Source organism: Halomonas kalidii (assembly GCF_030010475.1).
In the GTDB taxonomy this organism is placed as follows: Bacteria; Pseudomonadota; Gammaproteobacteria; order Pseudomonadales; family Halomonadaceae; genus Halomonas; species Halomonas heilongjiangensis.
Window position 1 is genome coordinate 1 of record NZ_JASCQN010000024.1, and the last position, 21,725, is coordinate 21,725.

Consider the following 21,725-nt stretch of genomic DNA (forward strand, 5'->3'; position numbering starts at 1 on the left):
CTCGACGACGGCGAGACCCTCACCGAGACCTTCGACTACACGCTGACCGACGCCGACGGTGACACCAGCACCGCCACCCTGACCCTCACCATCAACGGCGCCACCGATACTGCCGGTGTCACGGTAAGTGCCGAGGGAGCCGATAGCACCGTCTACGAGGCCGGGCTGGTCAACGGAAGTAACGCGGACAGTGACAGCGAGACCGACACCGGTAGCTTCCAGGTCTCGGCCAGTGATGGAGTAGCCAGTGTCACCGTAGGGGGGCAGACCTTCACTCTGGCACAGCTCCAGGCGCTGTCAGCGTCATCACCTTCCGCCGTGATCGATACGGGAGAAGGGATGCTGCAGTTGACCGGCTATCACAGTGCGGACGGCAACAAGACGGCGACCATTGACTACACCTATACCCTGAAGGCCGCCCAGACTCACGAGCAACCAGACGATGACACGAGCCTGGCCGATACGGTCGCGCTACAAGTCGACGGGGTGGGCGGCAGTAGCGCCACCGGCACCCTGACCATCGACATCATCGATGATGTCCCTCAGATTGCTCCTGTTCGCACGGCATTGATGGCTAACCAGCAAGGAGTGTCTCTCACTGACGAGATTCCGTTCTCATTCGGGGCCGATCAGCAAGGCGCTAGCGTGATCCTGTCGGGTAGCAATGATGGCACTTACTGGCTCAACCCGGAAACCGGGCAGCGCATGAGTTCCGAGGGAAATAATCTGCTCTACCGGGAAAACGATGATGGCTCGCTGGACGCCTATTACCTCGACGATGCGAACAACGAGATCACCATATTCACCGTTGCCTACAATGGAGATGGCTCCTATACATTGACACAGCTGGGTCACTTGGATGGCTCCCAGTCCTCGTTGCTGGTGGGGTTCTCCAGCGGCTTTGGGGGAGGCAATAACGGTGCGGCCTATTTCACGAACGCCGACACCGTAGGCGAGACTGGTTCCATCTTTATCAAGGCCCAGGCCAATGGCAGCAATACAGTCAACTACAACAACAACGGGCTGGGGGTTTCACAAGGCTCCACGATCGACGATCCCTCCGAGACACTGGCCCTCACCTTCTACGATGGTGAAGGCTGGTCGACATCGGGGCCCGGCGGCAAGACCATAAACGAGCCCGCTGGCGGAGCGGACCCCCTGGCGGTTTACAGCATTAACTTCAGCTTCTGGGGGCTCGATGCCGGCGAAGTGCCAACCTTCTGGAAAGATAGTGGCCAGACGGAGGCATTCGAGGCCCACGATAATGGTGATGGCACCTGGACCGTAACGTCCGACGAGGCCTTCGATACGGTCTACATCAGCGCCTTGAACGATACCGGCAATGGCTTCGGCGTGGCCTCGGCCGAAATCGTCACCAGCATCGAGGGTACGGACCAGCATCTGCAGCTCTCTGCAACCATTACCGATGGCGACGGCGATCAGGCGACGACCAGTTGGGACTTCACCCTGGACGCGGATGGTGATGTGCTGCAGGGCACCGACGGCAATGACATCATTCAGGGCAACGGCAGCGACGACATCCTCGACGGTGGTGCCGGCAATGATATCCTGGCCGGGGGGGGCGTTAACGACATCCTGATAGGCGGGTTCGGCGATGACGTCTTCAAGTGGAACCTCGGTGACCAGGGGGCAGAGAATGCTCCGGCCACCGACATTGTCAAGGACTTCGGCGAAGGCCAGAATGTCCTCGATCTCGCCGATCTCCTGCAGGGTGAGGAGTCCGGTGATATCAACGACTTCATCTTTGCCGAGCAGGATGGAGACAACACGACGCTCTACATCAAGCATGATGGAGGCCTCGACGCGGGAGGTGCCAATGCGGATCAGAAGATCGTGCTGGAGAACCATGACATGGGTGACCTGTCATCCGAAGACTTCATCCAGCAATTGCTAACCAACGATCAGCTGAATATCGACCAGTAACCTTCGGCCTCGCCGAGAGCCACTGGCGCCCCACCTGACGACACCGGGTGGGGCGCTTGCTATTCTGACGTTAAATGCACGCCATGCGATTCTTGAGGCCACTGCCATGTACATCAAGCGCAACGACGATGGCCACATCGAACTGGTCAGCCGCGAGGCGACGCCGGACTGCAAGGAGTTCATGCCGGCGAATGCACCGGAGCTGCTGGCCTTCCTGATGGAGGGCGAGGGCGGCGAAGGGGCTGCGCATTTCCAGGCCTCGGACCTGGCCTTCGTCCGCGTGCTGGAGGACGTGATCGAACTGCTCATGGACAAGGGCGTGATCAGCTTCACCGACCTGCCCGAGGCGGCCCAGCAGAAGGTCATGGAGCGTCAGTCGCTGCGTCGCCGGCTCAATGGCCTGAACCTGGTGTCGGGCTCGGACGACGAGAGTGGAGGGGTGATCTAGGCGCAGGCCGCGAGCCGATCGCCCGGCGTTTCCCGAGTCCCGCTGTCATTCGCCGTCGGCCCGCCTTCTCAGGCGGGCTTGTCGTGCTGGCGAACGCCGGGGCCGGTAACGCCATCGAGGCCCAGCTCGAACAGCACCCGGGTCTCCGCGACGCGGTCGACCCCCTCGGCGATGGCCAGGATGCCCAGCGAGTGGCAGAGCGTGGCCATGCCGCGCAGGATGGTCTGCTGCTCGGCACTGGTATCGACCCCCTTGACCAGGGAGTCGTCGATCTTGAGGTAGGCGAGCCCCAGGTCGTGCAGGTCGGCGATGTGGTTGAACTCGGCGCCCACGTGCTCCAGGCCGATCCGGCAGCCGAGTGGCTGCAGCTCGCGACACAGGCTGCGGAAGCCCGCCAGGTTGTGAATCGCCATCGATTCGGGCAGTTCCAGCCAGAGTTTCTCGGCGGCTTCGGGGTGTGAGCGCAGCAGGGCGCGCAGGTCCAGCACGAAGCGCGAGTCGCGGATCGAGGCCGGCGACAGGTTGATGCCGACCGGCTTGCCCCGCTGGGCGATGTCCTTGATCGCGGCGCGGGCCACCGCCAGGTCCAGTTCGGTATCGAGTTCCAGGCGCGAGATCCAGGGCAGGAAGACCCCCGCCGGCCGCCACTCCCCCTTCAGGCGTAGCCGGGCAGGGCATTCGTGGTGCAACAGCCTGTCCTGGGCATCGAGCACCGGATAGTGGCCCAGGTAGACGCCTTGCGCCATGGCCTGGTGGAGGGCCTCCCGCCAGTCGGCATGGCTGGCGTAGAGGGTCTCGCGCGCGGCGCCCTGGGCGATGGACTGGCCGCGGTCGCCCTTGGCCTCGGCGCCGGCCAGGGCGCCGTCCAGGCTCGCCAGCAGCTCGTTGAGGTGGTCGCCCTGGGCGTAGTCGAGCAACGCCGAGGGCAGGCCGAGCGTCGCTGCCTTCTCCTCTTCCTGCAGGGCCTGGAGCCGCTGCGAGAGCTCGTGGCCGAGCTCCTCGAGGTCGCTGCTGCCCGGCAGCAGGAGGGCGAAGTCGCTGCCGTTCAGGCGCCCGACCAGGCCGCCACCGCGTACCTTGCCGAGCTGGTCGAGGCTGTGGGCCAGCTCCTTGAGCAGGGCGTCGGTGCGTGGACGCCCCAGCCGCTGGTTCACCTCGGTGAGCCGAGCGAGGCGCACCATGGCCAGGCTGCCGCTGGCCCGGTGTCCGTTGCTCCCCAGGCTGGCCCGCAGCTGGGCGAGGAAGGCATCGCGGTCCAGCACGCCGGTCAGCGGGTCGTGCTGCAGGCGGCGGCGCAGCAGGTCGAGCTTTTCGCTCTCCTGGCTCAGCATCTCCTGCACCGTACCCGACAGCTGGTTCATGGCCTGCACCACCTCGCGCAGTTCCCGGGTACGGGGCTCCCTGGAGGTGGTGAAGCGTCGAACGCCGATGTCGCGGGCCTGGGCGACCACAGAGAGGAGCGGCTGGCGGATGGTGCGCACGATCCACCAGGCCATCAGCAGGCTGATCGCGCCGGCCACGGCGAACCAGCCCGCCAGGTTGCGGGCGCTATGCCACAGCGAACGGTAGGCGAAGCTGTGATGGCTCTGCAGGGTCAGGGTGCCGTACTGGCGCCAGCCGTCCTGCACCACCGCCTGGCCGGGCGGGACCTCGAAACGCACCAGGTCGACGAACCAGCCGGGGAGATCCCCGATGTGCTCGCTGTTCCCGCGCCGCTCGATGATCTCGCCGTCCGGGGCGCGCAACTCGATCAGTTGATAGTGGCCGGTGTCGTACTGGGCCGCCATCAGCAGCTCGATGGTGACCGGGTCCTTGTCGAGCTGGCTCATCGAGAGCGCCAGGGCATTGGCGTTGTCGGCGTTCTTGATGCGCACTTCCTGCTCGATGTAATGCCGGCTGGTGCTCACACCGATGAACAGGCTGCCGACGAAGGCCAGCAGCAGCAGTACCACGATGGTCAGCCAGAGCTGCTTGATGAGCGACATCTCGGTGTTCCCCCCATGGGTTCAAGACCCGAATCAGATGAATCCCTGCTGTTGCATGCGGTCGATCACGTTGCGCCAGCGCGACAGCCGGGCCAGCGGGTCGGCCCGCGACTCGGTGGAGCCACCGGCCCAGAGCCCGCTGCTGTTGAAGCTGAACAAGGGATCGAGGTCGGTGCGCTGCGAGGCCGGGGTGATCGATGGCACCAGATTGTCGAGCAGCAGTGGCTCGGCGGCAGGTGTTGCGTAGTAGCCCAGCACCATGTGCGCCTGGGTGATCCGGCTGCGGCCGATGCGCGCGCGGACATAGATCATGCGCAGCCGCGCGCCGGGCACGCCCAGTTGCTTGAGGGTCACGTACTTGGCGATGGAGTAGTCCTCGCAATCGCCCCGGCCCTGGCCCATGGTCTCCAGCGGCGTTGCCCAGAAGTCCTCGCGTCCCCAGATGTCGATGTCATCCACCCACAGCACGCGGCGATTGAAGAAATCGTTGACGTCGCGGAGCTGGGTGTTGAGCTCCGCCCCGGCGAGGCGATCGAGCAGCGCGAACCACTCCTCGAGCACGGCCAGCCCCCGCGAGCCGTAGAGGCGCTGCATGTTCTCGCGCAGTCGCGGCGGGTCCAGGTTGGCACCGACGCCCGATGCCTGCAGCCCCAGGCCGGCGGCCAGCACCAGGGAGCCCAGGCCCGCCAGGAAGCGGCGGCGCCCGGGCGCGGCGAGGGTCCGGTGGCGAGGCTTGGGCATCGTGACTCGAGACAGGATGAGTAATCGCTCAAGTTTAGGGGGATGAACTCTCTAATGCGAGGGATATGAGAAGCCTGACATCAACGAAGCTCAGCCCTTGCCCGGGCCCTTCCAGACCCGCAAGCGGCCGATCCACGCCAGGCCGCGCGCCGCCTGGCGCAGGTCGTCGGCGGCCTCGTCGAGGCTCTGGCCGGTGGGCAATTCGTCGACATAGATCGACACGTCCACCTGATTGTCCAGGTAGTGCAGGTCGAGTGCCACCCGGGCGTTCCAGACCCGAATGTCGCCCCAGATATCGTCGAGCATCCCCTCGACGTCGCCGCGCAGCGGCATGCCGGGGCGCAGGCTGTGCTCGGTCTCGCCGGAGTCGTCCTCCGGGTCGATATGGAACGTCACGTCGGCGAGGTTGGGGAAGGCCTCGCGCAGCCGGCGGCTGACCTCGTTGCCGATCTCGTGGGCCTCGGACACCGTGACCCGCGGCGGCACCACGATATGCAGGTCGAGAAGGGCGTGGCTGCCCAGGGTACGCGTGCGCAGGTCGTGTACGCCGTTGACGCCGGGCACCCGCTCGGCGATCTGCTGCATCCGGTCACGATCCCCCGCCGGCAGGGCGGTATCGATCAGCTCCTGGCTCGACTCCCACAGCAGGCGACCGCCCACCTGGCCGACCATCACGCCGACCACGGTCGCCGCCACCGCGTCCATCCAGCCGACCCCGAACTGGGCGGCCACCAGGCCGATCAGCACCACCACGGTGGAGAGCGCATCCGAGCGGGAGTGCCAGGCGTTGGCCTCGAGCAGGCGCGAGTTGATCCGTTTGGCCACGCGCAGGGTGTAGCGGTAGATCCACTCCTTGGCGAGCAGGGCCACCACCGCGATGCCGATGGCCCATAGGCCGGGCGCGGGAATGGGGTCGCCGCCGATCAGCCGGGACAGGCTGGCCCAGGCGATACCGCCGGCGACGAAGATCAGCACGCTGCCGAGCCACAGGGTGGCCAGGGTCTCGATGCGGCCGTGACCGTAGGGGTGGTTGCTGTCGGGTTCCTGGCGGCCGAAGTGGGTCGCCGCGATCACGAAGACGTCGGTGACGATGTCCGAGAAGGAGTGGATGCCGTCGGCCACCAGGGCCGCCGAACCGACCATGAAGCCGGTGACCATCTTCGCCACCCCGACCACGAAGTCGATCAGCGCCCCGATCAGCGTGACCTTGTGGGCCTCGCGGGTCTGGGCGCCGCGATCCGGCGGCAGGGGGGGGTGAGGTGCGTGGGAGTGGCCCATGGTGGTCATCATCCAGTTGATATGGGAGACCGGCAGCGCCGGGCCAGGTATCGGCCACCTTGGCGGCCTCCACCGGGGCGCCTGCGGCGCCAATCGCTCGGCGGAGCCAAGCTCCCACAGGGGCGGGGATCTGCCTCCCTGTGGGAGCCACGCTGTGCGGGGCGATGCGGCGCGAAGCGGCGCCAGATGGCGGCCGGCTAGTCGCCTACTCTGCCCGCCCGGTTGCGCACCGGGTTGGCGTACTGGGCCAGCCACCACTCGCGCAGCTCGGCCGGCACCTGCTGCAACCGGGCCTGGAAGGTCGCCCTGTCGGCATCGGTGACCTCCGAGAGGTCGACCAGCTCCGGGGCATCGCCCAGCGTTTCCAGGGCCAGGTAGTGGCTGGGGAAGAGGTGGTAGCCCTCGAGCACCTGGCGGTCGATCTCCGCGGCCACCTCATCGGCGCTGTCGAAGTCCGCCGCCAGCGGCGCGCCGAAGCGCAGGTGCACCCGCCCCTTGTGGCCGGTGATGCCGGCGACGATCGACATGATGTCCTCGAACTCGCTCTTCTCGTAGTTGCCGCTGGCGTGCACGGCATGCAGCTCGCGGGCCTTCTGCACGTCGCAGGGGTCGTACTCGTAGCTGATCGAGACCGGTACCAGGCGCAGCTCGCGGATCGCCTCGCCGACCGGCAGGTCGCGGTCCCGCGAGCGTCGCGACATGGTCATCATCTTGATGATGGCGGGATCGGTGCGATCGATGCCGTCCTTGGCGCGGCCTTCCCGCTGGGCCATCCAGATCGAGTGGTTGTCCTCGATGATGGAGTGGTGAATATAGGCGGAAAGGTTGTGGTACGCCGCCAGCATGGCGCGCTTGCCGCGGGCGCTGCGCGGCACGATGAAGCTCTTGTTGAGCCGCATCAGGTCGGTGACGTAGGGCTTCTTGAGCAGGTTGTCGCCGATGGCGATGCGCACCGTGTCGCGCCCGGCGAGATACAGCGCATAGTTGACGAAGGCCGGGTCGAGCGAGATGTCGCGGTGGTTGCCGATGAACAGGTAGGCGGTGTCATGGTCGAGCGCCTCCAGCCCGTCGACCCGGAAGTCGTCGGTGGTGGTGCGGATCATGCGCTCCATGTAGCCGGCGATGCGCTGCTGGAAGTCGCGCACGCTGGTCACGTCGCGCACCTCGCGGCGGATCACGATGCTGGCCAGGGTACGGGACAGGCGCGGCATGAAGCGCGACAGCCGCGGCAGCCGAAAACGGGTCAGGGCGTCCAGCAGCTCGGGATCGTGGGCCAGCCGCGCCAGTACCTCGGCGACCTCGTCGTCGTGATAGGGGCGAATCTCGGCCCACGGATCGGTCTGCTGCTCGTCGGTTCGGGGTTCGGTCATGCGCTTGTGGTGGTGGTTGTCGGGAACATGGTCGGGCGTGTCGCCAGTGGGGGGATCGCCGGACACGGTCATGCGACCCTCTGGTCGCTCGTGGTGCCGGCCTCGCCACCGAGCCAGTCGATCAGCCGATCGACGTTCTCGCCGAGTGCCTGCGACATCAGCAGGAAGTCGGTCTCCAGGCGTACCAGGGCATCGTCGCCGTCGTCGCTGTTGGTGGCCTCGTCGATCAGCGCATCGCCGAAGCGCAGCGACTTGAGGGCGAGGTCGTCGTGCAGCACGAAGCTTAACCGGCCCTCGATCTCCAGTGCCAGCTTGCTCGCCTGACGGCCGCTCTCCAGCAGTCGCTGGATCTCGTCGCTGTCGAGGTCGACCTGGCGGGCGCGCAGCACGCCGTCGTCACCCTTGGCCTTGAGCTCCACCTGGTCGCCCAGCACCATGTCGGCCGGGCGCTCGCCGGGCTCGACCAGCCAGCCGGTCATCGCCCGCATCGGCAGGGTCTGGCTCGAGAGCGGGGTGACCTTGAGGCTGCCCAGGGTCTCGCGCAGCAGGTCCAGCACCTCCTCGGCACGCTTGCGCGAACTCGTGTTCACGCCGATCAGGCCGCGGCGGGTGTCCCACCACAGGTCGACCTTCTGGGTGCGCACGAAGGCCCGCGGCAGCAGCTCCTCATAGACCTGCTCCTTGATGCCGAGCTTCTCCTGGCGGCGCAGCTTGCGCCCCTCGCGGGCCTCGAGTTCGGCGCTGCGCTCCTCGACCTCCTCGCGCACCACCGAGGCGGGCAACAGGCGTTCCTGGCGCAGGGCGGTGATCAGCCGCTGGCCCTGCAGCTCATGGAGCAACTGGGTGCCGGCACGGCCGGCGGGGGCACACCAGCCCAGGCGGCGCGGCTCGCTGCCGCCCAGGGGGCGAAACGCCTGCTCGGACAGGGCGGCTTCCAGGGCGGCCGCGTCGAGCGCCGGCGCGCCGTGTAGACGGTATAGGTGCAAGTGCTTGAACCACATGAAGCATTTCTCGAGCGAAAAGGAGGCACATTATGGACAAAGGGAGGCGGGGGTGCCAGTGAAAGCCCGCGCTCCCCGAGCTGCCTTTGCGCGGCCCACGGTGATATGATGTGAGGCTGTTGTGGTGCCCCCCGCCGAGGCGGGCCGCGGCGCCAACCCGTTGCAGTGCAAAGGATTCGACGACCCATGGGTGACATCGCCAGAGAGATTCTGCCAGTCAACATCGAGGACGAACTCAAGCAGTCGTACCTCGATTACGCGATGAGCGTGATCATCGGCCGTGCGCTGCCCGACGTGCGCGATGGCCTCAAGCCGGTCCACCGGCGCGTGCTGTTTGCCATGCACGAGCTCGGCAACGATTGGAACAAGGCCTACAAGAAGTCAGCCCGTGTGGTGGGCGATGTCATCGGTAAGTATCACCCCCACGGTGACAGTGCCGTCTACGACACCATCGTGCGCATGGCCCAGGACTTCTCCATGCGCCATGTGCTGGTCGACGGCCAGGGCAACTTCGGTTCCATCGACGGCGACAGCGCCGCCGCCATGCGTTACACCGAGGTGCGCATGGCGCGGCTCGCCCACGAGCTGCTGGCCGACCTCGAGAAGGACACCGTCGACTGGGTCGACAACTACGACGGCACCGAACGCATCCCCGACGTGCTGCCGACCAAGGTGCCCAACCTGCTGATCAACGGCTCCTCGGGCATCGCCGTGGGCATGGCGACCAATATTCCGCCGCACAACATGGTCGAGGTGATCAACGCCTGCCTGGCACTGATCGACGACTACACCCTCAGCGTCGACGACCTGATGGAGCATATCCCGGGGCCCGACTTCCCCACCGGGGGCATCATCAACGGGCGTGCCGGCATCCTCGAGGCCTACCGCACCGGGCGCGGCAGGGTCTATGTGCGTGCCTGCCACACCATCGAGCATGACCACAAGAGCGGCCGCGACCACATCATCGTCAGCGAGCTGCCCTACCAGGTGAACAAGGCGCGGCTGATCGAGAAGATCGCCGAGCTGGTCAAGGACAAGAAGATCGACGGCATCGCCGAGCTGCGCGACGAATCCGACAAGGACGGCCTGCGCGTGGTGATCGAGGTCAAGCGTGGCGAGAGCGGCGAGGTGGTGGTTAACAACCTCTTCGCCCAGACCCAGTTGCAGAACGTCTTCGGCATCAACATGGTCGCCATCGAGGACGGCCAGCCGAAGATCATGAACCTCAAGGAGATCCTCGAGGCCTTCATCCGTCACCGCCGCGAGGTCGTGACCCGGCGCACCCTGTTCGAGCTGAAGAAGGCCCGCGAGCGTGGCCATATCCTCGAGGGCCTGACCGTCGCCATCTCCAACATCGACGAGGTGATCGAGCTGATCAAGGCCTCGCCGAATGCCGCCGAGGCCAAGGAGAAGCTGCTGGCCCGCACCTGGCCGCCGGGGCAGGTCACCGGCATGCTCGAGCGCGCCGGCGCCACCTCCTGCAAGCCCGAGGAGCTCGAGGAGGGCTTCGGTCTCGACCAGGCCGGCAGCCAGTACCGCCTCTCGCCGGCCCAGGCCCAGGCCATCCTCGAGCTGCGCCTGCACCGCCTGACCGGCCTCGAGACCGAGAAGCTGCTCGACGAGTACTTGAAGATCCTCGAGCAGATCGCCGAGCTCACCGCCATCCTGGCCTCCGCCGACCGCCTGCTCGAGGTGATCCGCGAGGAGCTGACCGCCGTGCGCGACCAGTTCGGCGACCCGCGCCGCACCGAGATCCAGGCCAGCCACCTCGACCTGCGCCTCGAGGACCTGATCGCCGAGGAGGACATGGTGGTCACCGTGTCGCGCTCGGGCTACGCCAAGACCCAGCCGCTCTCCGACTACCAGGCCCAGCGTCGTGGCGGCCGCGGCAAGTCCGCCACCGCCATGAAGGACGAGGACGTCATCGAGCACCTGCTGGTGGCCTCGACCCACGACACCGTGCTGCTGTTCTCCAACAAGGGCAAGGTCTACTGGCTCAAGGTCTACGAGATGCCCAACGCCAGCCGCGGCTCGCGGGGCAAGCCGCTGGTCAACCTGCTGCCGCTGGACGAGGGCGAGGCGATCAACGCCATCCTGCCGGTGCGCGACTACGACCCGGAGAGCTACATCTTCTTCGCCACCTCCCGCGGCACCGTCAAGCGCACCAGCCTCGAGCAGTTCTCGCGGCCGCGCAGCGTCGGCCTGATCGCCATCGACCTGGAGGAGGGCGACCGCCTGGTGGGCGCCGCCATCACCACGGGCACCGACCACGTCATGCTGCTGTCGTCCAACGGCAAGGCGATCCGCTTCGAGGAGGGCAACGTGCGCGCCATGGGCCGTACCGCCCGCGGCGTGCGCGGCATGCGCCTGCTCGGTGGCGCCGAGGTGATCAGCCTGATCATTCCCCAGAGCCAGCAGATCGACGCCGAGGCCGATCTCGAGGCCGAGGACGAGGAGGGCACCGCCCTCCCGGCCGGCAACGGCAATGGAAACGGCAACGGCGGCCAGATCTATATCCTCACCGCCAGCGAGAACGGCTACGGCAAGCGTACCCGCCTGGAGGAGTTCCCGCTGCGCGGCCGCGGCGGCCAGGGCGTCATCGCCATGCAGACCAGCGAGCGCAACGGCTCGCTGGTCGCCGCCATGCAGGTCTACTCCTCTGACGAGATGATGCTGATCACCGACCGCGGCACCCTGGTGCGCACCCGCGTCGACGAGGTCTCGATCACCTCGCGCAACACCCAGGGCGTGATGCTGATCCGCCTGGGCAACGACGAGAAGCTGGTCAAGACGGTGCGCGTCGACGAGCCCGAGGGCATCGAGGAGGTGGTCGATGCCGAGGGTGAGGGCGACGGCGAGGCGGGCCCCGAGGGCACCGAAGAATAGAATGGGGTCAGACCCCTCAGAATACTTTGGGGTCTGACCCCACAGGATGCTTAGGAATACGACGCTGATGACACGCCACTACAACTTCTGCGCCGGCCCGGCCGCGCTGCCCACCAGGGTGCTGGAACGGGCCCGCGAGGAACTGCTCGACTACCGCGGGCGCGGGCTCTCGGTGATGGAGATGAGCCACCGGGCCGCGGACTACGTCGCCATCGCCGAGCAGGCCGAGGCCGACCTGCGCGAGCTGCTGGCCATTCCGGCCAACTACAAGGTGTTGTTCACCCAGGGCGGGGCCACCCTGCAGTTCGCCGCGGTGCCCTACAATCTGCTCGGCGCCGGCGGCACGGCCAACTTCCTCTACACCGGCATCTGGGGCAAGAAGGCGATCGGGGAGGCGCGCCACCTGTTCGGGGGCGCCCATATCGCCGCGAGCAGCGAGGAGAACGGCCACAGCGCCGTGCCGCGGCCGTCGGCCATCGCCCTCTCGGCCGACGCCGCCTACCTGCACTACACCGCCAACGAGACCATCGGCGGGCTGGAGTTCGACTACATCCCCGAGGCGGTGCGGCCCGACGGCAGCGAGGTGCCGCTGGTCTGCGACATGTCCTCGTCGATCCTCTCGGGTCCGCTGGACGTGTCCAGGTTCGGGGTCATCTACGCCGGCGCCCAGAAGAACATCGGCCCCGCCGGCCTGGTGGTGGTGATCGTGCGCGAGGACCTGCTCGAGCGGGCCCGGCCCGACATGCCTTCGCTGTTCGGCTACAAGGCGCTGAGCGATGCCGGTTCCATGATCAACACCCCGGCCACCTACAGCTGGTACCTGGCCGGCCTGGTGTTCCAGTGGCTGAAGGAGGACATCGGTGGCCTGGCCGCCATGGACGCCATCAACGCCCGCAAGGCCGAGAAACTCTATGCCGCCATCGACGGCAGCGGCCTCTACGCCAACCCGATCGTGCTGCGCAACCGCTCGCGGATGAACGTGCCCTTCGTGCTCGCCGACGACCGCCTCGACAAGCCGTTCCTGGCCGAGGCCGAGGAGGCCGGCCTGCTCAACCTCCAGGGCCACCGCAGCGTGGGCGGCATGCGCGCCAGCCTCTACAACGCCGTGCCCGAGGAAGCCGTGGACGCGCTGATCGCCTTCATGGCCGATTTCGAGCAGCGGCGGGGGTAGGGTGGAGACACTGCCGGGGCGCCTGCGGCGCCAATCGCGCAGAAAATCTGCGCTCCCACAGGGGCGATGCGGCGCGAAGCGGCGCTGGTGGTCATCCGTCAGATGGGTGGCCACCGCTGGGGCGCCTGGCGGCGCCAATCGCTCGGCGGAGCCAAGCTCCCACAGGGGGCGCGGGGTCAGATTCAGATCTCGGCGCTGGACGGATTCCTGGACACCAAACGATAACTCAGGGGACAACGCATGACCGACACCCCCATCGATCTCGAGGCGCTGCGGCAGCGCATCGATGAGCTGGACGGCGATATCCTGCGGCTGATCAGCGAGCGCGCGGCCTGCGCCCAGCGGGTCGCCCAGGTCAAGACCGCCGAGGACCCCGGGGCGGTCTTCTATCGCCCCGAGCGCGAGGCCCAGGTGCTGCGCCGGATCATGGCGCTCAACCAGGGCCCGCTCGACAGCGAGGAGATGGCGCGGCTGTTCCGCGAGATCATGTCCGCCTGCCTGGCGCTGGAGCAGCCGATCAAGGTGGCCTATCTCGGCCCCGAGGGCACCTTCACCCAGCAGGCCGCGCTCAAGCACTTCGGCGAGAGCGCCCAGAGCATGCCCATGGCCGCCATCGACGAGGTGTTCCGCGAGGTCGAGGCGGGGGCGGTCAACTACGGCGTGGTGCCGGTGGAGAACTCCACCGAGGGCGTGGTCAACCACACCCTCGACTCCTTCATGGACTCCTCGATGCGCATCTGCGGCGAGGTGGTGCTGCGCATCCATCACCACCTGCTGGTGGCCGAGACCACCCGCCAGGACAAGGTCTCGCGGATCTACTCGCACCCGCAGTCCTTCGCCCAGTGCCGCAAGTGGCTCGATGCCCATTTTCCCCATGCCGAGCGGGTGCCGGTGTCGTCCAACGCCGAGGCCGCCCGCCTGGTCAAGACCGAGTGGCACAGTGCGGCCATCGCCGGCGACATGGCCGCCAAGCTCTACGGTCTGACCCGGCTCGCCGAGAAGATCGAGGACCGCCCGGACAACTCCACGCGCTTCCTGATCATCGGCTACCAGGACGTGCCCATGTCCGGCGAGGACAAGACCTCCATCGTCGTCGCCATGCGCAACCAGCCCGGTGCCCTGCACGACCTGCTCGAGCCCTTCCATCGCCACCAGATCGACCTGACGCGCCTGGAGACCCGGCCGTCGCGCAGCGGGGTGTGGAACTACGTCTTCTTCATCGACTTCAAGGGCCACCGCGATGAACCTCGGGTCGCCGCCGTGCTGGAGGAAGTCCAGCTGCGTGCCGCCGAGGTCAAGGTGCTCGGCTCCTACCCGGTGGGCGTGCTCTAGGCATGGGGCAGACGTCAGGCATGAAGCTCAATGAATCGCGGATCCTGATCGTCGGCCTGGGGTTGATCGGCGGCTCGCTGGCCGCGGCCCTGCGACAGGCAGGCTTCGGTCGTCGCGATAGCGACGATGCCGGCGGGGGCGGGCCGGTGAAGAGAGCCGAGATCGTCGCCTGCGACCCCAGCCCGGACGAAATCGCCCTGGGCATCGAGATGGGCCTGATCGACCGCGGCGACACCCGGCTCGCGCCGCTGGTCGAGGGCGCCTCGCTGATCGTGCTGGCGGTGCCGGTGCTGGCCATGGGGCCGGTGATGCGCGAGCTCGCCGGGTGCCTCGGCACGGCCGCGCCGGGCGTGGCGATCACCGACGTGGGCAGCACCAAGGCCGCCATCCGCGACTGCGCGGTCGACGCCTTCGGCCGGGTGCCCGCCAACCTGGTGCTCGGCCATCCCATCGCCGGCTCCGAGAAGAGCGGCGTGGCCGCCGCCGACCCGTGCCTCTACGCCAACCACAAGGTGATCCTCACCCCCGAGCCGGACACCGATCCCGCGGCCCTGGCCCGGGTGCGGGCGCTGTGGGCGGCCTGCGACGCCGAGGTGCTGGAGATGGACGTGGCCCGCCACGACCAGGTGCTCGCCCGCACCAGCCACCTGCCGCACCTGCTGGCCTTCTCGCTGGTGGATACCCTGGCGCGCCAGGACGAGCGCCTCGACATCTTCCGCTACGCCGCCGGCGGCTTTCGCGACTTCACCCGCATCGCCGGCAGCGACCCGGTGATGTGGCGCGATATCTTCGTCGCCAACCGCGACGCCGTGCTCGCCTCGCTCGACGACTTCGAGGCCGGCGTGGCCCGGCTCAGGCGTGCCGTCGAGGCCGGCGACACCGATGCCATGCTGGCGATCTTCGACCGCGCCAGCCATGCTCGACACTATTTCGAGTCCCTGCTCAACCAGACCAGTTATCAGGCGGAATACCAGATGCAAGCACAAGGCAAGAAGCTGCGCTACCGGGTCGCCCCCGGCGGCGGCGTCACCGGCCGCATCCGCGTGCCCGGCGACAAGTCGATCTCCCACCGCTCGATCATGCTCGGTGCGCTCGCCGAGGGCGTCACCGAGGTCAAGGGCTTCCTCGAGGGCGAGGACAGCCTGGCCACCCTGCAGGCCTTCCGCGAGATGGGCGTGGCCATCGAGGGCCCGCACCAGGGCCGGGTGACCATCCACGGGGTCGGCATGCACGGCCTCCAGGCGCCCGCCGGGCCCCTCTACGTGGGCAACGCCGGCACCGCCATGCGGCTGTTCGCCGGGCTGCTGGCCGGCCAGGCCTTCGACACCGAGCTCACCGGCGACGCCTCGCTGACCAAGCGCCCCATGGGCCGGGTGGCCGACCCGCTGCGGCTGATGGGGGCCGAGATCGACACCGCCGAGGGCGGCCGCCCGCCGCTCAGGATCAAGGGCGGCAAGACGCTCACCGGCATCGTCTACGACATGCCCATGGCCAGTGCCCAGGTGAAGTCCTGCCTGCTGCTCGCCGGGCTCTACGCCGAGGGCGAGACCCGGGTGCGCGAGCCGGCACCGACCCGCGACCACACCGAGCGCATGCTCGCCGGCTTCGGCTATGCGGTGCACCGCGAGGGCGATACCTGCTGGCTGTCGGGTGGCGGCAAGCTCACCAGCGCGCCCATCGACGTGCCCTCCGACATCTCCTCGGCGACCTTCTTCCTGGTCGCCGCGGCGATCACCCCGGGCTCGGACCTGGTGCTCGAGCACGTCGGCATCAACCCGACCCGCATCGGCGTGATCAACATCCTCACGCTGATGGGCGCCGACCTGCGCCTCGCGAACGAGCGCGAGGTGGGCGGCGAGCCGGTGGCCGACCTGCACATTCGCTACGCGCCGCTCAAGGGCATCGAGATCCCCGTCGACCAGGTGCCGCTGGCCATCGACGAGTTTCCGGCGCTGTTCGTCGCCGCCGCCAACGCCGCAGGCACGACCCGGCTGCGGGAGGCCTCCGAGCTGCGCGTCAAGGAGTCCGACCGCCTGCAGGCCATGGCCGACGGCCTCACCGCCCTGGGGGTCGAGAACACCCTGTATCCGGACGGCATCGATATCGTCGGCAGTGGCGACGAAGGCGTGAGCTACGGCGGCGGCCGGATCGACAGCCTGGGCGATCACCGCATCGCCATGGCCTTCGCCGTGGCCGCGCTGCGCGCCGGCGGCGAGATCGTCATCGACGACTGCGCCAACGTCGCCACCTCCTTCCCGGGCTTCATCGACCTGGCGCGCCGGGTCGGCATGAGCCTCGCGGAGGAGCAGGCCAACGGGGAGGGCGCATGAGCACGACCTCGCCGAACGCGGCCCCGGTCGTCACCATCGACGGACCCGGCGGGGCCGGCAAGGGCACCATCAGCCGGCTGATCGCCGAGCGGCTCGGCTGGCACCTGCTCGACTCCGGCGCCCTCTATCGCCTCACCGCCCTGGCCGCCGCCAAGCACGAGGTGGCCCTGGACGACGAGGCCGGCCTGGCCGAGGTGGCGCGCGACCTCGACGTGGTCTTCGTCGCCGAGGGCGAAACCACCACCGTGCTGCTGGAAGGGCGCGACGCCACCACCACCATTCGCACCGAGCAGATCGGCGACGCGGCCTCCCAGGTCGCCGCGCTGCCGGCGGTGCGGCAGGCGCTGCTGCAGCGTCAGCGCGCCTTCCAGAAGGCCCCCGGGTTGGTCGCCGACGGCCGCGACATGGGCACGGTGGTGTTCGTGGATGCGCCGCTGAAGATCTTCCTCACCGCTTCGGCCTCCGAGCGTGCCCGGCGGCGTCACCTCCAGTTGCAGGAGGCCGGGGTGAATGCTAATCTATCGAGTCTTTTGAAGGAGATTCAGGCACGCGATGCGCGCGACATGCAGCGCAGCGTGGCACCGCTCAAGCCGGCCGATGACGCCATCACGCTTGACACCACGCGCCTGACGATACCGGAAGTGGTGGATCGGCTGACGGAGCTGCTGACCGAACGCGGTCTGGCAACCGCCACCTGACACTCCCTTGCGGCGCCTCCGGCAGGATGTGATGACGTGGTCCGGCACTTCGACTTTCCGTGAGCCTGGCCAGGTCGAACCAGCGTTAACATCTCCGGAGGCATGGTGAATAAGGCCCGCACTCGCTGGTGGTGCGGAGAAGGCGGCAACGCCGTACTCAACGTTGATCACGTAGGAACATCATGAGCGAAAGCTTTGCTGAACTGTTTGAACAGTCTCTCCAGGACATCAACATGGAGCCGGGCGCCATCGTCGCGGCTACCGTCGTCGACATCGATGGTGACTGGGTCACCGTCAATGCCGGCCTGAAGTCTGAAGGTCAGATCCCCGCGGCGCAGTTCCGCGACGACAACGGCGAGCTGAACATCGCCGTCGGCGACGAGGTCCACGTCGCCCTGGAAGCCGTCGAGGACGGTTTCGGCGAGACCCGCCTGTCCCGCGAGAAGGCCAAGCGTGCCGAAGCGTGGAAGATTCTGGAAGCGGCCTTCGAAAAGGACGAGATCGTCAAGGGCGTGATCAACGGCAAGGTCAAGGGCGGCTTCACCGTCGACGTCGACTCCATCCGTGCCTTCCTCCCGGGTTCGCTGGTCGACGTGCGCCCGGTACGCGACACCGCGCACCTCGAGAACAAGGAACTCGACTTCAAGGTCATCAAGCTCGACCCGAAGCGCAACAACGTCGTCGTGTCCCGTCGCGCCGTGCTCGAGGCCGAGAACAGCGCCGAGCGTGAGGCCCTGCTCGCCACCCTGCAGGAAGGCCAGCAGATCACCGGTATCGTCAAGAACCTCACCGACTACGGCGCCTTCGTCGACCTCGGTGGCGTCGACGGCCTGCTGCACATCACCGACATGGCCTGGAAGCGCATCAAGCACCCCAGCGAGATCGTCGCCGTGGGCGACGAGATCAACGTCAAGGTGCTCAAGTTCGACCGCGAGCGCAACCGCGTTTCCCTGGGCCTGAAGCAGCTGGGCGAGGATCCCTGGGTCAACATCAAGGATCGCTATCCGGAAGGCACCAAGGTGCACGCCACCGTCACCAACCTCACCGACTACGGCTGCTTCGCCGAGCTCGAAGAGGGTGTCGAGGGCCTGGTCCACGTCTCCGAGATGGACTGGACCAACAAGAACATCCACCCGTCCAAGGTGGTGCAGGTCGGCGACGATGTCGACGTCATGATCCTCGACATCGACGAGGAGCGTCGTCGTATCTCCCTGGGTATCAAGCAGTGCACCGCCAACCCGTGGGAGACCTTCAACGCCGAGTACAACAAGGGCGACCGTGTCTCCGGTACCATCAAGTCGATCACCGACTTCGGTATCTTCATCGGCCTGGAAGGCGGCATCGATGGCCTGGTGCACCTCTCCGACATCTCCTGGACCGAGACCGGCGAAGAGGCCGTGCGCGGCTTCAAGAAGGGCGACGAGGCCGAGGCCGTGATCCTCTCCATCGATCCGGAGCGTGAGCGCATCTCCCTGGGCGTCAAGCAGCTCGATACCGATCCGGTCGCCGAGTTCCTGGCCGTCAACGACAAGGGCACCATCGTCACCGGCCGCGTGGTCGAGGTCGACGCCAAGGAAGCCCACGTCGAGCTGGCGACCGATGTCGTCGCCGTGCTCAAGGCCTCCGAGATCAGCGCCGACCGTGTCGAGGACGCCCGCAACGTCCTGAGCGAAGGCGACAGTGTCGAGGCCCGCATCATCGGTGTCGATCGCAAGAACCGCCAGATCGCCCTGTCCATCAAGGCCAAGGACCAGGACGATACGCGCCAGAACCTCAAGAAGCTGCGCGAAGAGAGCCCCGAGAGCGGTGGTCCGACCACCATCGGCGACCTCATCAAGCAGCAGATGGGTCAGGACTGAGCAACGGGCGCGGCAGCCAGGCGCACGCCGGCTTCCGGTTCATTTGCCAGCCATGAAAGACGCCGCCCCCCGGGGCGGCGTTTTTTTGCGTGCCGATTTATCGCCGCGGTTAAATCTTGCACTTGTGGTGATGGCTTCATCATTAACACTACTTCGAGTGAGTCGCTACCGAGGATAAGTTTTCCTTGATGTTCATGACTTGATTCTTGATATTAAACCCGTCCGACTCCACACTATTGTCATGAACCAATCAAGCGTTCATAATCGCTCTCGCATCCTGAAACCCGTAGAAGGAAGAACTATATGTCACTGCTCAGCGAATACATGCAGATGGAACAGCAGCTCAAGCAACTCCAGGACAACATGGAGAAGCTGCAGAACGACAAGCGTCTCAAGGCCGAACTCGAGTTCAAGGAAAAACTCGAGGCGCTGATGCGTGAGTTCGACAAGAGCGCCGCCGATGTGATTACCCTGCTCGATCCCAAGTCTGCCAAGAGTGCCGCACCGAAGGCCGTGGCGGCCGGTGGTCGTCGCAAGCGCAAGCTGAAGATCTACAAGAACCCCAAGACCGGTGAAGTCGTCGAGACTCGCGGTGGTAATCAGAAGACCCTCAAGGCCTGGAAGGACGAGCACGGCAACGACACCGTCGAGTCCTGGCTGGTGCGCGTCGAGGAGTAATCCTCCGCCCCGCCCGCAAGGCATCCAGCGCCGCCCACGAGGCGGCGCTGTCGTGTCAGGCCGTGGCGTCGTCGGATTCCAGCAGCGGCAGTTGAAGCTCCAGGCCCGCCGGCGTATGCAGCAGGCGGGCGGCCTCGCCATTGAGATGCTCGCCCCGCCGGGGCAGCGAGTGGCCGACCAGGAAGTGCATGGCCCCGGGCAGTTGCTCCATGTCGCCGATGGTGACGCAGGCACAACGCCTGGCCGGCAGTTCGATCAGGCGGAAGGGCAGCGGCAGGGCCATGTCGATGGTGGTGCCATGCGCCACCTGAACGCCGAGGTCGGTGCGCGGCATGTCGCTGGCCAGGGGCTGGTCGTGGAGGATGGCGATGGGCGTGGCCTCGCCCAGGCGGTTGGGCAGCATGTCGTTGCCGTCCAGGTGCTGCCGCCACTCGCTGGGGGCATCGATCGCCGTGCTCGGCGTGTAGAGCCGGGTCACGACGGCTTCCCGCGGGGGGGTGCGGCGAAGCTCGACGGGAAAGGCCCGATCCGCGGCCGGCCCGGCCTTGCGCAGGTGCAGCCGCTCGGCCCGGCGGTAGTCGCGTGGCGAACGCCGGTAGCGGCGCTGGAAGGCGCGACTGAACGCCGAGTGGTTGCGATACCCGCATCGCTCGGCGATCTGCCCGATGTCATGGGGAGTGTGCACCAGCAGCCGGGCGGCCTTCTCGAGGCGCAGCATGTCGCGGTAGGCGCCGGGTGACATGCCGAAGCTCTGGCGGAAGCGGCGCCGGACCTGGGAGGAGGAGTAGCCGAGTCGCTGGGCCAGATCCTCGATGCCCAACTGGCTCTCCAGGGTTTCCTGCAGCCAGATCTCTGCTCGCATCATTTCGTTGAACATTGCCTGGCCTTATCCCTTGAGATGACGTTCCCGGGCCGGCCTCTTGCCGAGCCCGCCGACAGGTATCCCCCGCCTGTCGCAGTCCGCAATGGCCCCGAACGGCTATGCGCCGGCAGCCGGTCCCGGGGCCGTTGCCTTCTTCCATTTCATTAGTTCTTTATGCTTGTTATAGCGGACCAAAGGCAAGTTCGAGGCTGCGTGATGATCGATTGGGCACAGTACAGGGGCGCAGGGGCGACGTGGGTGGCCGCTGATGACCGGTGCGAACCGCGGCGCGGGGAGAATGCCACTTCGCCACGAGCGCCAATGGCGGTATACTCAGGGTAGATCATCATGCGTGAGCGTCGACCCAGCGTTCCTTCCCACCCCGTCGACCTCCTGACACCACTGGTAGCGAATGAAACAGCAGACTTCTCGAAAGCCCATGGACGAGCGTGAGAAATTGCGCAAGTTCCGCGAACTCGACGACGCCTTCGCCGAAGCGCTTCGTGAGCTCGAAAGCCCCGACAGCAAGCTCGATATTCCCACCGGGCCGCCGGTCCGTTCCCTGGAAGAGCGGGAGCAGGACGACGAGCAGGCCCGCCAGCAGGCCTTCGAGCAGCGCCTCAAGACGCTGATGAGTGAATACGCCCAGCCCGCCGAGAGCGTCAGCCACCTCTTGCAGACGCTGCAGTCCCTGGGACACATCGCCTGATACGCGTTAGCTAGCCACCCGGCGCCGCCGTGCGGCGCATCGCCCCTGTGGCAGCGCAGGGCTTCTGCGCGATTGGCGCCGTCAGGCGCCCCGGCGGTGGCCTCCAGCGTGGCCGGTACCCACCATCCCCTGTGGGAGCTTGGCTGCGCCGAGCGATTGGCGCCGATAGGCGCCCCGGCGGTGGCTTCTAACCTGGTGGATGACTGCCCAGCGCCGCTTCGCGCCGCCATCGCCCCGCAGAGCGTGGCTCCCACAGGGAGGTAGATTCCCTGCCTGGTGGGAGCTTGGCTGCGCCGAGCGATTGGCACCGATAGGCGCCCCGGCGGATGCCGCTTACGTGGCCGATACCCCCAGCGCCGCTTCGCGCCGCCATCGCCCCGCAGAGCGTGGCTCCCACAGGGAGGTAGATTCCCTGCCTGGTGGGAGCTTGGCT

Annotated in this window: 16 protein-coding genes; 10 read left to right on the forward strand and 6 right to left on the reverse strand. The window is 67.0% G+C overall.

Annotated features, from left to right (window positions below; genetic code table 11):
* On the forward strand, positions 1 to 1,944 hold a 1,944-nt coding region (locus tag QLQ85_RS04565; protein ID WP_282737915.1), incomplete at its 5' end, for a calcium-binding protein.
* A 106-nt stretch (positions 1,945 to 2,050) separates the two neighbouring features.
* A complete protein-coding gene (locus tag QLQ85_RS04570; protein ID WP_282723718.1) occupies positions 2,051 to 2,392 on the forward strand; it encodes a tryptophan synthase subunit beta like protein in 342 nt (113 codons plus the stop codon).
* Between the two features lie 68 nt (positions 2,393 to 2,460).
* On the opposite strand, the gene QLQ85_RS04575 is transcribed toward QLQ85_RS04570, so the two are convergent.
* The 5 genes from QLQ85_RS04575 to QLQ85_RS04595 form a co-directional block, all read right to left on the reverse strand.
* A complete protein-coding gene (locus QLQ85_RS04575; protein ID WP_282737916.1) occupies positions 2,461 to 4,377 on the reverse strand; it encodes an EAL domain-containing protein in 1,917 nt (638 codons plus the stop codon).
* A gap of 33 nt (positions 4,378 to 4,410) precedes the next feature.
* On the reverse strand, positions 4,411 to 5,118 hold the full coding sequence (locus QLQ85_RS04580) for a transglutaminase-like cysteine peptidase (protein ID WP_282737917.1): 708 nt from the start codon (positions 5,116 to 5,118) through the stop codon (positions 4,411 to 4,413).
* A gap of 90 nt (positions 5,119 to 5,208) precedes the next feature.
* Positions 5,209 to 6,396: a cation diffusion facilitator family transporter gene (locus tag QLQ85_RS04585; protein ID WP_282737918.1), complete on the reverse strand. Its 1,188-nt coding sequence runs from the start codon at positions 6,394 to 6,396 to the stop codon at positions 5,209 to 5,211.
* A gap of 197 nt (positions 6,397 to 6,593) precedes the next feature.
* Positions 6,594 to 7,766 carry a 1-acyl-sn-glycerol-3-phosphate acyltransferase gene (locus QLQ85_RS04590; RefSeq protein ID WP_282737927.1) on the reverse strand — a complete coding sequence of 391 codons (1,173 nt, stop codon included), beginning with the start codon at positions 7,764 to 7,766 and terminating at the stop codon, positions 6,594 to 6,596.
* A gap of 68 nt (positions 7,767 to 7,834) precedes the next feature.
* Complete coding sequence (locus QLQ85_RS04595; RefSeq protein WP_282723714.1) at positions 7,835 to 8,767, reverse strand: recombination-associated protein RdgC; 933 nt, start codon at positions 8,765 to 8,767, stop codon at positions 7,835 to 7,837.
* Between the two features lie 186 nt (positions 8,768 to 8,953).
* Here QLQ85_RS04595 and gyrA point away from each other — a divergent pair, with 186 nt between their 5' ends.
* The 7 genes from gyrA (at position 8,954) to QLQ85_RS04630 (ending at position 19,721) form a co-directional block, all read left to right on the forward strand.
* The gene (gyrA, locus tag QLQ85_RS04600) at positions 8,954 to 11,653 is read left to right on the forward strand and encodes a DNA gyrase subunit A (RefSeq protein WP_282737919.1); all 2,700 of its coding nucleotides are present in this window, start codon (positions 8,954 to 8,956) and stop codon (positions 11,651 to 11,653) included.
* A 67-nt stretch (positions 11,654 to 11,720) separates the two neighbouring features.
* A complete protein-coding gene (gene serC, locus QLQ85_RS04605) occupies positions 11,721 to 12,824 on the forward strand; it encodes a 3-phosphoserine/phosphohydroxythreonine transaminase (RefSeq protein WP_282737920.1) in 1,104 nt (367 codons plus the stop codon).
* Between the two features lie 240 nt (positions 12,825 to 13,064).
* Positions 13,065 to 14,156, forward strand: a complete 1,092-nt coding sequence (gene pheA / locus QLQ85_RS04610; protein WP_282737921.1) for a prephenate dehydratase — start codon at positions 13,065 to 13,067, stop codon at positions 14,154 to 14,156.
* Positions 14,157 to 14,176: 20 nt separating this feature from the next.
* Positions 14,177 to 16,486, forward strand: coding sequence for a bifunctional prephenate dehydrogenase/3-phosphoshikimate 1-carboxyvinyltransferase (locus QLQ85_RS04615; protein ID WP_282737922.1), 2,310 nt, complete (start codon positions 14,177 to 14,179; stop codon positions 16,484 to 16,486).
* Complete coding sequence (cmk, locus tag QLQ85_RS04620; RefSeq protein WP_282723709.1) at positions 16,483 to 17,184, forward strand: (d)CMP kinase; 702 nt, start codon at positions 16,483 to 16,485, stop codon at positions 17,182 to 17,184. Before QLQ85_RS04615 ends, cmk begins: the two co-directional genes overlap by 4 nt.
* A gap of 182 nt (positions 17,185 to 17,366) precedes the next feature.
* On the forward strand, positions 17,367 to 19,043 hold the full coding sequence (gene rpsA, locus QLQ85_RS04625; RefSeq protein WP_282737923.1) for a 30S ribosomal protein S1: 1,677 nt from the start codon (positions 17,367 to 17,369) through the stop codon (positions 19,041 to 19,043).
* Between the two features lie 303 nt (positions 19,044 to 19,346).
* Positions 19,347 to 19,721 (forward strand): histone-like nucleoid-structuring protein, MvaT/MvaU family, encoded by a 375-nt coding sequence (locus QLQ85_RS04630; RefSeq protein WP_282737924.1) that lies wholly within the window; start codon positions 19,347 to 19,349, stop codon positions 19,719 to 19,721.
* A 55-nt stretch (positions 19,722 to 19,776) separates the two neighbouring features.
* Here QLQ85_RS04630 and QLQ85_RS04635 read toward each other — a convergent pair whose 3' ends face one another.
* Positions 19,777 to 20,598, reverse strand: a complete 822-nt coding sequence (locus tag QLQ85_RS04635) for a helix-turn-helix domain-containing protein (protein WP_282737925.1) — start codon at positions 20,596 to 20,598, stop codon at positions 19,777 to 19,779.
* Positions 20,599 to 21,022: 424 nt separating this feature from the next.
* Between QLQ85_RS04635 and QLQ85_RS04640 the strand changes: the two genes are divergently transcribed.
* Positions 21,023 to 21,292, forward strand: coding sequence for a hypothetical protein (locus tag QLQ85_RS04640; RefSeq protein ID WP_282737926.1), 270 nt, complete (start codon positions 21,023 to 21,025; stop codon positions 21,290 to 21,292).
* The last annotated feature ends 433 nt before the right edge of the window (positions 21,293 to 21,725 follow it).